Annotated in this window: 11 protein-coding genes; 7 read left to right on the forward strand and 4 right to left on the reverse strand. The window is 64.5% G+C overall.

All coding sequences use genetic code 11. The features are described 5' to 3' along the window. Positions 1-10: 10 nt before the first annotated feature. Positions 11-913, forward strand: a complete 903-nt coding sequence (locus tag FNV92_RS28390) for a helix-turn-helix domain-containing protein (protein WP_143843639.1) — start codon at positions 11-13, stop codon at positions 911-913. An 18-nt stretch (positions 914-931) separates the two neighbouring features. Here FNV92_RS28390 and FNV92_RS28395 read toward each other — a convergent pair whose 3' ends face one another. Continuing rightward, a complete protein-coding gene (locus FNV92_RS28395) occupies positions 932-1960 on the reverse strand; it encodes a GlxA family transcriptional regulator (protein WP_143843638.1) in 1029 nt (342 codons plus the stop codon). 60 nt (positions 1961-2020) lie between these two features. Between FNV92_RS28395 and FNV92_RS28400 the strand changes: the two genes are divergently transcribed. Next, positions 2021-2734, forward strand: coding sequence for a DJ-1/PfpI family protein (locus tag FNV92_RS28400; protein ID WP_143843637.1), 714 nt, complete (start codon positions 2021-2023; stop codon positions 2732-2734). Between the two features lie 32 nt (positions 2735-2766). Continuing rightward, on the forward strand, positions 2767-3156 hold the full coding sequence (locus FNV92_RS28405; protein ID WP_143843636.1) for a nuclear transport factor 2 family protein: 390 nt from the start codon (positions 2767-2769) through the stop codon (positions 3154-3156). A 67-nt stretch (positions 3157-3223) separates the two neighbouring features. Here FNV92_RS28405 and pcaG read toward each other — a convergent pair whose 3' ends face one another. Both pcaG and pcaH read right to left on the reverse strand, forming a co-directional pair. Further along, positions 3224-3850, reverse strand: a complete 627-nt coding sequence (gene pcaG, locus FNV92_RS28410; RefSeq protein ID WP_143843635.1) for a protocatechuate 3,4-dioxygenase subunit alpha — start codon at positions 3848-3850, stop codon at positions 3224-3226. Between the two features lie 4 nt (positions 3851-3854). Then, entirely contained in the window at positions 3855-4643 is a 789-nt protein-coding gene (gene pcaH, locus FNV92_RS28415) for a protocatechuate 3,4-dioxygenase subunit beta (protein ID WP_015688161.1), read from the reverse strand. 102 nt (positions 4644-4745) lie between these two features. Between pcaH and FNV92_RS28420 the strand changes: the two genes are divergently transcribed. The 3 genes from FNV92_RS28420 to FNV92_RS28430 all read left to right on the forward strand — a co-directional run bounded on the left by FNV92_RS28420 (position 4746) and on the right by FNV92_RS28430 (position 8607). Further along, positions 4746-5663 carry a LysR family transcriptional regulator gene (locus tag FNV92_RS28420; protein WP_168213527.1) on the forward strand — a complete coding sequence of 306 codons (918 nt, stop codon included), beginning with the start codon at positions 4746-4748 and terminating at the stop codon, positions 5661-5663. A gap of 80 nt (positions 5664-5743) precedes the next feature. Beyond that, on the forward strand, positions 5744-7048 hold the full coding sequence (pncB, locus tag FNV92_RS28425; protein WP_143843633.1) for a nicotinate phosphoribosyltransferase: 1305 nt from the start codon (positions 5744-5746) through the stop codon (positions 7046-7048). Between the two features lie 251 nt (positions 7049-7299). Further along, complete coding sequence (locus FNV92_RS28430) at positions 7300-8607, forward strand: GGDEF domain-containing protein (protein WP_143843632.1); 1308 nt, start codon at positions 7300-7302, stop codon at positions 8605-8607. 14 nt (positions 8608-8621) lie between these two features. Here FNV92_RS28430 and FNV92_RS28435 read toward each other — a convergent pair whose 3' ends face one another. After that, complete coding sequence (locus FNV92_RS28435; RefSeq protein WP_168213526.1) at positions 8622-9242, reverse strand: TetR/AcrR family transcriptional regulator; 621 nt, start codon at positions 9240-9242, stop codon at positions 8622-8624. Between the two features lie 679 nt (positions 9243-9921). Here FNV92_RS28435 and FNV92_RS28440 point away from each other — a divergent pair. Continuing rightward, on the forward strand, positions 9922-13326 hold the full coding sequence (locus FNV92_RS28440; RefSeq protein WP_143843630.1) for an acyl-[ACP]--phospholipid O-acyltransferase: 3405 nt from the start codon (positions 9922-9924) through the stop codon (positions 13324-13326). The last annotated feature ends 1 nt before the right edge of the window (position 13327 follow it).

The raw sequence follows: 13327 nt of genomic DNA on the forward strand, positions 1-13327 counted from the left end.
CCGCAAACCGATGGAGGCTTTCGCCATTATCTTGTACAATTCGAACATGAGAACCGCAGCTTCCGCCCCGGCGATCCGGGTCTACAACCTGTTCGGCGAGTCCGGCGACCTGCCCGACGTCGTGCATTGCGAGACGATCGCGGCGCGCTCGGTGCTGCACGACTGGACGCTGGCGGTGCACCGCCATGCGCGGCTGCACCAGGTGCTGCTGATCGAGCGCGGCGGCGGCGAGACAACGCTCGACGGACGCGTGGTGCCGCTGAGGCCGATGCAGATCGTCAACGTGCCGGTCGGTCACGTCCACGGCTTCCGTTTTGTGCCTGACACACAGGGCTGGGTGCTGACCATGGCCGCGGAAATCCTGGACGAGGCGCTGCTTGCCTCGGAAGGGCTGCGCGGGACCCTGTCGCGATCGGCCGTGGTGCGCGGCACGCCGCAGATCCGCACCACCATGAAGCAGATCTTTGCCGAGCATGCCGCGCGCGATTTTGGCCGCGCGCACGTGCTGCGCGCCTTGTCGGCGGCCATGATCGGGCTGGTGGCGCGTGCGCTCACCGGCGAGAGCAGCGGCAACGGCACGGCGGAAAGCGGACTGTTTCGCCGCTTCGAAGCGCTGCTCGAACAGCATCACCTGCAACGCTGGAGCGTTGCCGACTACGCAAGCGCGCTGTCGATCACACCGACCCATCTCAACCGGATCACGCGTACGGCGACCGGCGACACCGCCTCGCACCTGATCCTCAACCGGTTGATCCGCGAGGCGCGCCGCAACCTCGTCTATACCAACCTGCCTGTTTCGACCATCGCCTACACGCTCGGCTTCGAGGACCCCGCCTATTTCAGCCGGGTCTATGCCGCGGCCACGGGGCTATCGCCGCGCGCCTTCCGCGCACAGCTCCACGGCCGCAAATAGAAGCCTCGACCGATCGGCTCAGGCGCCGAACCGGCGGCGATAGTCCTGCGGCGCGGTGGCCAGCACGCGCAGGAAACTACGGCGCATGGTCTCTTCCGACCCGAAGCCGCAGCGCTGGAATATCCGCTTCACCGGCAGGCGCGTCTCCGAAAGCATCCGTCGGGCGGCTTCCACCCTCAGCCGTTCGATGGCGCGCAACGGCGTCTGTCCAGTGGCTCTGGCATAATGCCGGCTGAAACTGCGCTCACTCATGCCGGCCTGACTGGCCAGTCTGGACAGCGAAAGATCGCCGGCGAGATGCTTGACGATCCAGTCGTGCAGCGCGCCGAATTCGTCCTCGGCCGACTGCAGAGACAGTGTCTCGCTGAACTGCGCCTGCCCGCCCGGACGCTTGAGGAAGACGACGAGATAGCGCGCCACTGCCAGCGCCGTCGTGCGACCCAGATCCTCCTCCACCAGGGCCAGCGCCAGATCGATGCCGGCCGTCACGCCTGCCGACGTCCAGATCCCGCCGTCGCGCACAAAGATCGGATCGGACTCGACGCGCACGGCGGGGAAGCGTCGCGCGAGCTCGGTGCAGTATGACCAATGCGTCACCGCGCGCCGTCCGTCGAGCGCACCCGATGCGCCGAGCAGGAATGCTCCGGTGCAGACTGACGCCACACGGCGCGCCTTCCTGAGGCGCTGGCGCAGCCAAGCCAGCAACGCCGGATCGGCAGCAGCGAGGTCAACGCCCGGGCCGCCCGCGACCACGAGCGTGTCCAGCGCGGCGGCGCTGCGTGGCAGCGCATCGGTGACGATTTCCAGCCCCGACGAAGCCGCCACGCGCGAGCGATCCTTTGCCACGACCCGCAGGACGTAAGGCGCGGTTCCGCCGGCCTGCACGACCTGCTCGTTGGCGGTGGCGAACACCTGGAGCGGCCCTGTCACGTCGAGCAGCTGCACCGCCGGATAGGCCAGCACTTCGATGACGCGGGGGGCGTGGGCCCCGGCGAAGCGCACGGCACGCGAACGCGAGCTTGGCGGGAAACGAGGGGACTTTGGCATCTCAGCCACAGCGTGCCCCGCTAAATTGTTACTGTCCAGCTTCGAATTGGGAGTGACCCTATGATCCCGCCAGAGACCCACCTTCAGATCGGATCCCTATTGTTTGACGGTCTTGACCAGATCGATCTGACGGGCCCGTTCGAAGTGCTGTCGCGCATTCCGAACGCGACCTATCGCGTCTACGCCAAGACGACCGACCCTGTGCGCGACGTCAAAGGCCTGAAATTGACCCCGGATGCGACGCTTGCCGAGGCGCCGCAGCTCGACGTCCTGCATGTACCGGGCGGTTTTGGTCAGGAGGCCCTGATGGACGACGAAGAGGTTCTGGGCTGGCTCCAGCAACAGGCCGCAGGTGCGGGCAGCGTCTTCTCCGTCTGCACCGGCGCATTGCTGCTTGGCGCGGCCGGACTTTTGAGGGGACGGCGGGCCACGACGCACTGGGCTTCGTTTCACCTGCTGCCGTTATTCGGCGCCACGGCCGTCAACGAGCGCGTCGTCGTCGATGGCAGCTGGGTCTTCGCCGCCGGCGTCACCGCCGGAATTGACGGCGCGCTACGACTCGCGGCCGAGCTGCGCGGAGATGACGTCGCGCGCGCGATCCAGCTCTACATGCAATATGCGCCGGAGCCGCCGTTCGATAGCGGCACACCGGAGCGTGCGCCGGGCGCCATCCTCGACCAGGCAAGGCGCGCAGTGGCCGACATCACCGCACGGCGCGAGGCAACGGCCCGGCGTGTGGCCGGACGGCTCGGGATCGACGCCGCCAAAGGTTAGTCCGCAAGGCCTCACATCCGAAGGAGGAGACGATGAGCACGAGGACATTCACACGGACCCCGCCGCCGGGCTGGCTACTCGCGATGTGGAGAGAGATCGACGACAAGACCTTCGGCAAGGGTTTCGACTGCTTCGCCGAGGATGCGATCTGCAATCTCGGCGTCGCGGACTGGCACGGCCGTGAGACGATCCGCAACAATCTGCGGCAGTTCGTCGACCGCGGCTTCACCGCGCTCCACGATGTCATCGAGTACTGGGACAGCCCAATGCTCAAGATCTTTCGCGGCGAGGTCTCGATGCGTTTCGACGATCCCAACGTTGCGCCCGTGCGGCCGACAATGGTCCATTTCTTCTATATGGACGAAAGGGATCCCGCCAAGGTCAGGCACTGGATCGGGGCCGTGGGCCCAACGGGATTCTAGCCTGCGACATCCGCCTGGTCGCGACGACAGGATCGGCCTCATCTTTCGGTGAGGCCGATCGCGGGGCTTAGACGTCGAAGAACACCGTCTCGTCCGCTCCCTGCAAATTGATCGTGAAGGAATACACGACCTTCCCGGCACGATCGCCGCGGGTTGCGATCAGGGTCTTGCGACGCACCGCCGGTTCGACGAGGTTGAGCACGGGATCTGCGGCGTTTGCGGCCTCCTCATCCGAGAAGTAGAGCCGCGTGTTGAGACCGATGTTGATGCCGCGCGCGACGATCCAGACGTTGACATGCGGCGCGCATTTGCGGCCTGCCTTGTCCGCGATCGCGCCGGGCTTGATGGTGTCGAAGGTGACGAGACCGCTGTCGAAATCCGATCCCGCGCGGCCCCAGCCGCGGAAATCCCCGTCCAGCGTGCCGGCCGAACGATCGGCCGGATGGTTGTAGCGGCCGCTCGCATTGGCCTGCCAGATTTCGAGCAGCACGTCGCGCAGCGGCGAGCCGGTTCCGTCGAGCACCTTGCCTTCCAGCGTGATGCGCTCGCCTTGCGTGCTCGGCGTCACCAGCACGTTGGAAAAGTTCTTCTCGAAGATGTCGAATCCGGCCATGGCCGGGATCAGGCCGATGTGGACATAGGGTCCGGCGGTCTGCGAAGCGGTTTCCTTGAGGTAGTTGAGCGGCTGCGGCATGGACTTAGTTCCCCGCGGTGCGATTTTCAAAATAGGTGGAGCGCTGGCCGCGCAGCACGATGTCGAAGCGATAGGCGAGCGAGTCGAACGGCGTCGATGCGTTGAGGTCGAGCGGCGCGACGAGACGGTCGAGCGCGTCCTTGTCCGGGATCGTCGTCAGGATCGGGCAGACCGGAATCAGGGGATCGCCCTCGAAATACATCTGCGTGATCAGGCGCTGCGCAAAGCCCGAGCCGAACACCGAGAAGTGGATATGGGCGGGACGCCAGCTATTGACGAAGTTGCGCCAGGGATAGGGTCCCGGCTTCACCGTGCGGAAGTAATAGTAGCCGGTGTCGTCGGTCAGCGCGCGGCCACAGCCGCCGAAATTCGGGTCGATCGGCGCCAGATACGTATCCTTCTTGTGCCGGTAACGACCGCCGGCATTGGCCTGCCAGAACTCGACCAGCGTGTTCGGCACGCCGCGGCCGGTCTCGTCCAGCACACGGCCATGGACGATGATGCGCTCGCCGACGGGATCGCCGTCCTTGGCGTAGTTGCGGATCAGGTCGTTGTCGAGCGGGCCGAGATCGTTGTGGCCGAACACCGGACCGGTGATTTCCGAGACCGAGTTCTCCAGCGACAACAGCGACTGGCGTGGCGACCGCAGGACCGAGGATTTGTAACCCGGCGCATGCGCCGGCGGATGGATGGAGCGGTCGCGCTGAAAGAAGCCACCATCACCGAGCGGCGGCGTGAGGGGCTCGGGGCGGTTGAGGCGGGGATCCTGCAAGGCTGGCGCCTGAGCGTTCATCGGCGTTGTCTCTCCCTTGGCGCCTGGTCCGGGCGCGCGGCTTATCGGGAGATCATGGGCCGGCCTATTCCACAGATAAATAGATTGATTATAATATATTGCATGAAAAAAATCGATCATTTGGCTCTCGACGGTCACGCGCTGGAGCTGTTCCTGGCCGTGCTGGAGGAAGGCTCGGTCACGGCGGCCGCAACGCGGCTCGGCCTGACGCAATCGGCCGTCAGCCACGGGCTGAACAAGCTGCGGCGGATCTCCGGCGACCCGCTGTTCGCCAAGTCCGGCCGCGGCATCGTCGCAACCGCCCATGCCCACGCACTGGCCGCGAAAGCGCGCGCGCTGATCGACGAGATGCGGAGCTTTGCCGGCGGCGTCACGTTCGAGCCGGCCGGAGCGCAGCTCTCGCTCACGATCGCCGCCAATGACTTCCAACGCGATCTCTTGCTGCCACGGTTCTTCGCGCATGTCGCCACACAGGTAAAGAGCCTGAACCTGCGGGTGATCCCCTCGCAGTCGCCCTCGCCGGCGATGCTGCGCGAAGACCGCTGCGATCTCCTGATCACGCCGCTGCCGCCGTCCGGCGTTGACATCGTGCAGAAGCGCCTGCTCAGCGATCACTACGTCTGCTACTTCGATCCCAAGGCGCGTGCGGCACCATCCGGCCGCAGCGCCTATCTCGCGGCGCGCCACGTCACCGTGGTCTACACGGACAACGAGCGGCTCGACTTCGATAGGCGGCTGGCGGCAAACGGCTTTCACCGCGACATCGCAATCTCCGTGCCGAGCTTCTCCGGTGTCCCGTCATTCCTGCGCGGCTCGCAGATGCTCGCGAGCATGCCGAGCCTGCTCGCATCGGGCGTCATGCGCGGCTTCTCGCAAACCCGCATTCCGCTGGCCTCGCGCACCCGCACGCTGGCCGAGCTGCCGATGTTCATGGTCTGGCACCAGCGCTACCAGAAAGATCCGGCGCATCGCTGGATCCGAGCGCAGCTCGAGACCGTGGCGGCGACGGCTGCCGCCTGAGCGACGGGCCCGGCCCCGCGAAAACCTGATCCCCGCCAAACCCACTGGTTGCGCAGGGTCGGTCACGCTAGAGTTGCCCCATGACAGTGACCGACATTGCGAGCCGGACCTACAATCACAGCTGGCGGCTGGATCCGATCATCCGCAGCCTGCTTGATACCGATTTCTACAAGTTATTGATGTTGCAGATGATTCGGGAATCGTACCCTGCCCAGCAGGTGACTTTTTCGGTCATCAACCGCTCGCGCCATGTGCGGCTCGCCGAGATCATCGACGAGGACGAGTTACGCGCCCAGCTTGACCACGCCCGCACCATCCGCTTCGCCAAGAAGGAGCTGATCTGGCTCGCCGGTAACACCTTCTACGGCAAGACCCATATGTTCTCGGCGGACTTCATCCGCTGGCTCGCCGAATTCCGTCTGCCCGAATACGAGCTTCGCAAGGTCGAGGGGCAGTATGAATTGCATTTCCACGGGCCGTGGAGCCACACCACCATGTGGGAGATTCCGGCGCTCGCCATCCTCAACGAGCTGCGCTCACGCGCTGCAATGAAGGGCCGTGGCCGGTTCGAACTCGACGTGCTCTATGCCCGCGCCAAGGCCAAGCTGTGGACCAAGGTCGAGCGTCTGCGCAAGCTCGAGAATCTGAGGCTTTCCGACTTCGGCACGCGCCGCCGCCACGGCTTCCTGTGGCAGCGCTGGTGCGTCGAGGCCGTGAAGGAAGGCTTGGGTTCGTCCTTCATCGGCACCTCGAACGTACTGCTTGCGATGGACAACGACCTCGAGGCCATCGGCACCAACGCGCATGAGCTGCCGATGGTGGCGGCCGCGCTCGCCAGGGACGACGAGGAATTGCGCTGGGCGCCCTATCGGATTCTCGACCAGTGGCGGCAGACCTATGGCGGCAACCTCCTGATCGCGCTGCCCGACGCCTTCGGTACGAAAGCCTTTCTGCGCGATGCGCCGGAATGGGTGGCCGACTGGACCGGCTTCCGTCCCGACAGCGCGCCGCCGATCCAGGCCGGCGAGGAGATCATCGCCTGGTGGGAGAAGAAAGGCCGCAACCCCAGGGACAAGCTGCTCGTGTTCTCCGACGCGATGGACGTCGGCTCGATCGAGGAGACCTATCATCACTTCGCCGGCCGCTCGCGCCTCTCGTTCGGTTGGGGCACCAATCTCACCAATGATTTCGTCGGCTGTCCGCCTGACGGCTCGATCAATCTCGATCCCATCTCGATTGTCTGCAAGGTGACGTCGGTTGACGGCCACCCGGCCGTCAAGCTCTCGGACAATCCTGAAAAGGCAACCGGCCTTCCCTCCGAGATCGAACGCTATCTACGCGTTTTCGGCGACGCCGGCCGCGTGCGCAAACCGGTGCTGGTCTAGGGCCACGCCCCAACTCTATCGATCGAGTAAACCGCGCAGGACGATTGCGAAGCATTGGCTCGTCAATGCCTCGCTGGTTCCGGTTTGTCGTCATTTGCAACGATTCGCGCGCATTCCTGTCACGACGCCTTCACCCTGCGATACAGTCCCCCGACACTTTCAGGTCGAGTTAAGCAACCATCTCCTCTACTTGGCGTTGCAGGCGCAACGCTCCGCTGGCTGGGATCGTTGATCGATTTGGGGAACTGACGGTGGTTCGTAGAACAGCGCCCTCAACGAAGGGGCACAGCTTCCTTCACGTCATCAAGCTCGTCTCGCCTTTTGTCATGGTCGTCGTCCTTCAGGCGACGATTGCGGGCTTGAGCCTCGAGGTGATGTCATCGGTCCGCGCCTATGTCGCGGGCGAAGCGCTGTGGTCGCGCTCGCAGAAGAACGCCGTCTATTTCCTCAACCTCTATCTGCATTCGGGCGAAGCGAGCCAGTTTGTACAATACCAGTCTTCGCTCGCCATCCCCATCGGCGATGAATATGCAAGATGGGCGCTCGAACGCGATCCAGTAGACGTCGAGACCGCCCGAGTCGGATTCCTGCAAGGTGGCAACCATCCCGACGACGTCCCCGGCCTGATCTGGCTGTTTCGCTATTTCAATCAGGTCAGCTTCCTCAGGGAGGCGATCCGGGAGTGGGCCGCGACCGATCCGATGTTGCTCGAGCTCAGCGTCTTCGGCGAGGTCATCCGGAACGAGCTGAAGAGCGGCCCCATCCAGGATAGGGGCCGCCTGCAATTTCTCTCGTCGCGGCTCTCGGAGCTGAATAGGCAATTCACGTGGCATGCCGAGCGGTTCTCGACTGTGCTTGGCGAGGGTTCCCGCGCGATCAAGGTGATCTTGACCTGCATCAACATCGTCACCGCTATGACGTTGATCCTGCTCCTGGTCTGGCACACGCGACGTCTGGTGCTTCAGCGGCAGGCGTTCGAGGATGCATTGCACGCTGAGAAGGAGCGACTGGCCTTTCAGGCCTCGCATGACCAGCTCACCGGGCTTGCCAATCGCCGCGCTTTCGAGGCGCGTCTGCAAAGCGAGCTGGAAAGTATTGCAGCCGGTTCGCTGGGCTTGGTCCTGCTCGATCTCGACCAATTCAAGAACGTCAACGACACCTGCGGCCATCTCGCGGGCGATCGCCTGCTCTGCCGCGTCGCCGAGCTGTTGCGGCAGGACCGCCAGCCGCATGATCTGGTGGCCCGGCTCGGGGGCGACGAATTCGGCCTGATCCTGCCGCAGCGTTCGCCCGTCGACACGGTCGATATCGCTGAACGTCTGCGCCGGTCACTCGAATTGTTCAGCTTCCCCTGGGACGATCGTTGCTTTGCGGTGACCGCCAGCATCGGCATTGCCTGCATCGCCGAACGGGACACCACGCTTGAGGAGGCGATGCGGCGGGCGGATGCCGCCTGCTATCGCGCCAAGGAGAAAGGGCGCAACCGGGTTCAGGTCGAAAGTACACGGCCGGACGGCGTTCTTGTTGCCTCGCGACATCGCGAAGCTGCACGCGCGTAACGTTGCCTGCCCTGTCAGCGGGCCGGTATGATCCCGAGACCTGCCAGATGCGCGTCGAGAAACTGGTCGAGCTGCTGGCGCAACATTTGCGGCGGCACGGCGATCATGCGCTCCTCGAGACCGAGCGAGATGATGCCGTGCACCGCGGAAAACAGGGTGCGCGACAGCAGCGCGATCTTCACGTCATCCGCATCCGGTAACAGTCGTAGCAGAGGCGGATGCATCAGCGCGAAGGCATCCATCACCATCTGAAGGATGTCATCGGGGTAAGGACGATCGTCCTCCATCCGATGCTCGAACAGCGAGCGCAGTAAATTGGCGTGCTCGGAGAAGAATTCTAGATATGTCGCCGCAAGCCCATAGAGCTGGCGAACAGGATCCTCTGCCGGAACCCCGCTTAGCCGTACCGTCAGAGCCTGCACCGTCTCCCGGTTGACCGTCAGGATCACCCCGTCGAAGTCTCCGAACTCGTTATAGACGCTACCAACCGAGCAGCCGGCGGCCTCCGCAACGTCCCGAACCTTCAACGATTTCAGTCCTTTAGCCGCAATAATGCTCCGGGCGATCTCCAGGATCTGGAGCCGCCTCCGAAATTTTTTATGGTCGCGCGGCGATTCTTCTTGAACATTGTTCATTTTCAAGCTACTCACTTGAACATTGTTCAAATTAACCCGGAGGACTGCAAAATGCAAACGCTCGCTGTTGATATTGCCACCACCTTCGTCGATGACGCGGCGGCTCTCGTGACCGGATTGGGCCGAACCATCTGGCGGTTCGCCATGACCCCGGTCGATCGCATTGCCAATGCCTGCGATATTGCCGGCGTGCTCACTGAGCGCCGCGCGACCTTCCGGATGTGGCGGGCCAACCGTGCCCGTGCCCGTCGCGAGGGCGGCCGGTTCAGCCTGCTCGGCCGCCTCTCGCCCTTTCGGCACCTCGCCCATCTCACGTAAGGCGGGCTCACCCGGCGCGTTCCGATCAGATCAAACACAATATCTGGTTGCAACGAAGGGCTTACCATGTCCCGGCATCGGCAGCCGATTTTGCGGCTCTTCGCAATGAGGCTCAACCTTTCTTCATCGCCCGGCGCGGTATCCCGGCAGGTGCGGCGCTTCCGCGCCTAACCACAGCTGCGACCAGATATTTGCGAACCTAACGAGACCACTTGGAGACCAACAGGATCGGAAGGATCGAAGGGACAGAGCAGACCGGCGGGCGTCCCGCCCCGCCATCGTTCGCCCTACGCAAATCCGGTCGTGACGTCGCACCGACAGCACAAGCACTTCAGGCCGTTTTTCCAAAACAGGACTCGTCATGATCAGGGAATTGATGTCGTCACGCCGCTTCGCGCCGCTGTTCTGGGCGCAATTCTTCTCGGCGCTCAATGACAACGTGCTCAAGAACGCACTCGTCATCATCCTGCTTTACAGTGCCGCGACCGGCCACGGCGATGCCCTGGTGACGGTGGCAGGCGCCGTTTTCATCTTCCCCTATTTCATCCTGTCCGGGCTCGGCGGGCAGCTCGCCGACAAATACGTCAAATCCGTCGTCGCGCGGCGACTCAAATTCGCCGAGATTTTCGCCGCGGGTTTTGCTGCCGCCGGCTTCTTCCTGCACTCAGTGCCGCTGCTGTTCACAGCGCTGGCGCTGTTCGGCGTCATCGCCGCTCTGTTCGGCCCCGTGAAATACGCCATGCTGCCGGACCAGCTCGAGCTCGGTGAGCTCGCAACCGGCAACGCACTGGTCGAAGGTGCGACCTTCATGGCGATCCTGCTCGGCACCGTCGCCGGCGGCCAGTTCGTGGCCGGATCCGCGCACATGGGCTGGGTCGCATCGGCCGTGGTCGTGCTGGCCCTGATGTCCTGGGCCTTCGCGTCCCGTATTCCGCAGACGACGCCGTCCGCCCCCGATCTGCCCGTCAACGCCAATCCCTGGACCTCAACGCTCGGCCTGTTGAAGACTCTGCATGCAGACCACCGGCTGTGGGACGGCACCGTGATCGTGTCGTGGTTCTGGCTGGTCGGCGCCGTCGTGCTGTCGCTGCTGCCGGCGCTGGTCAAGGACGTCGTCGGCGGCACCGAGGGCGTCGTCACGCTGTGTCTTGCGATCTTCGCGATCGGCATCGCCATCGGCTCGCTGTTCGCGGCCAGCCTCAGTCACGTTCGCCCGAACCTCGCGCTGGTGCCGATCGGCGCCATCATCATGGGGTTTGCGGGCCTTGATCTCGCCTGGGCCATCGGTGTGACCGCCAAGGGCCAGGACATCGCTGCGGTCGACTTCGCAACCTCGTTCGCCGGCCTGCGCATGCTGATCGACTTCGTCGCCTTCGCGTTCGGCGGCGGCTTGTTCGTCGTTCCCTCTTTCGCCGCCGTGCAGGCCTGGTCGGAACCGTCCGAGCGCGCCCGCATCATCGCCGCCGGCAACGTGCTGCAGGCCGCCTTCATGGTCGTCGGCTCGCTGTTCGTGGCGCTGTTGCAGGCAACCGGCCTTCACATCGGCTGGATCTTCTTCGGCCTCGGCGTCGCCAGCTTCGGCGCGGTGTGGTTCGTACTGACGAAGTGGGGCAAGGAAGGCGTGCGCGATTTCGGCGGACTGCTGTTCCGCGCGCTGTTCCGCACCGAGGTTCGCGGCCTGGAAAACCTGCCGCCTCCGGGCACGCGCATGCTGATCGCGCCCAACCATGTCAGCCTGATCGACGGCCCGCTGCTGCACGCCGTGCTGCCGATCGATGCCAGCTTCGCGGTGGATACCGGCATCGCCAAGGCCTGGTGGGCCAGGCCATTCCTGCGCGTGGTCAAGCATTACACCATGGACCCGACCAAGCCGCTGGCCGCGCGCGACCTGATCAAGCTTGTCGCCGCGGGCGAGCCCGTGGTGATCTTCCCGGAAGGACGCATCACTGTCTCCGGCTCGCTGATGAAGGTCTATGACGGCACCGCGATGATCGCGGACAAGGCCGACGCGGTGGTCGTGCCCGTTCGTATCGAAGGCGCCCAGCGCTCGCATCTCAGCTACCTCAACTCCAGCCAGATCAAGCGATCGTGGTTTCCGCGGGTGACGGTCACCATCCTGCCGCCGATCAAGCTGCCGGTCGATCCGGCGCTGAAGGGCAAGGCGCGCCGCAATGCCGCGGGCGCCGCGCTCCAGGACGTCATGATCGATGCGATGGTCAAGAACGCCATGCTCGATCACACCCTGTTCGAAGCGCTGGGCCATGCCTATCGCGACCGCGATACCGGCAAGGTCATCATCGAGGACGCGCTCGGCACCAAGCTGACCTATCGCAAGCTGATTCTCGGCGCGCAGGTTCTGAGCCGCAAGATCGAAACCGGAACCGCCATCGGCGAGAATATCGGCGTGCTGCTGCCGAATTCCGCTGGCGTCGCCGTGGTCTTCATGGCGCTGCAGAACATCGGCCGCGTCCCGGCGATGCTCAATTTCTCGGCCGGCCCGGTCAACGTGCTCGCCGCCATGAAGGCCGCGCAGGTCAAGACCGTGTTGACGTCGAAAGCCTTCATCGAGAAGGGGAAGCTCGACAAGCTGATGGCCGCGATCTCCGCTGAATCCCGCGTCGTCTATCTCGAGGATGTCCGCGCCTCGATCGGCACGGCCGACAAGATCAAGGGGCTGCTTGCCGGCACGACGCCGCGCGTCGTCCGCCAGCCCAACGATCCGGCCGTCGTGCTGTTCACGTCAGGCTCGGAAGGCACGCCGAAGGGCGTCGTGCTCTCCCACCGCAACATCCTCGCCAACGCGGCCCAGGCACTGGCGCGGGTCGATGCCAACGCCAATGACAAGGTGTTCAACGTGCTGCCGGTGTTCCACTCCTTCGGCCTGACGGGCGGAATGATGATGCCGATGCTCGCGGGCATTCCGATCTACATGTATCCCTCGCCGTTGCACTACCGGATCGTGCCCGAGCTGATCTACCAGACCGGCGCAACCATCCTGTTCGGCACCGACACGTTTCTCTCCGGCTACGCACGCTCGGCGCATGCCTACGACTTCCGCACCCTGCGCCTGGTGATCGCCGGCGCGGAGGCGGTGAAGGATCGGACACGCCAGGTGTTCATGGAGCGCTACGGCATCCGCATCCTCGAAGGCTATGGCGTCACCGAGACCGCGCCGGTGCTGGCGATGAACACGCCGATGGCCAACCGCCCCGGCACCGTCGGCCGCCTCTCGCCGCTGATGGAAAGCAAGCTCGATCCGGTCCCCGGCATCGAGGAAGGTGGCCGCCTGTCGGTGCGCGGTCCGAACGTGATGCTCGGCTACCTCAGGGCTGAGAATCCCGGCGTGCTCGAGGTGCTTCCCGAGGGCTGGCACGACACCGGCGACATCGTCGCGATCGACGCCGCCGGCTTCATCACCATCAAGGGCCGCGCCAAGCGCTTTGCCAAGATCGCGGGCGAAATGGTCTCGCTGTCGGCGGTTGAGGCAATCGCGACTTCGCTGTGGCCGCAGGCCGCATCTGTCGCCGTGTCGATCCCCGACCAGCGCAAGGGCGAGCGCATCGTGTTGCTGACGACGGAGAAGAACGCCGAGCGCAGCGCGATGCAGGGCCAGGCCAAGACGATCGGTGCGTCCGAGCTCACCGTTCCCGCGGCGATCCTGGTGGTCGACAAGGTGCCGCTGCTCGGCACCGGCAAGACCGACTACGTCACCGCGACCACGATGGCCCGCGAGCAGGCTTCGGCACCGGAGCGCGAGGTGGCGTAAG

Origin of the sequence: Bradyrhizobium cosmicum, assembly GCF_007290395.2 — a bacterium.
Lineage (GTDB): Bacteria > Pseudomonadota > Alphaproteobacteria > Rhizobiales > Xanthobacteraceae > Bradyrhizobium > Bradyrhizobium cosmicum.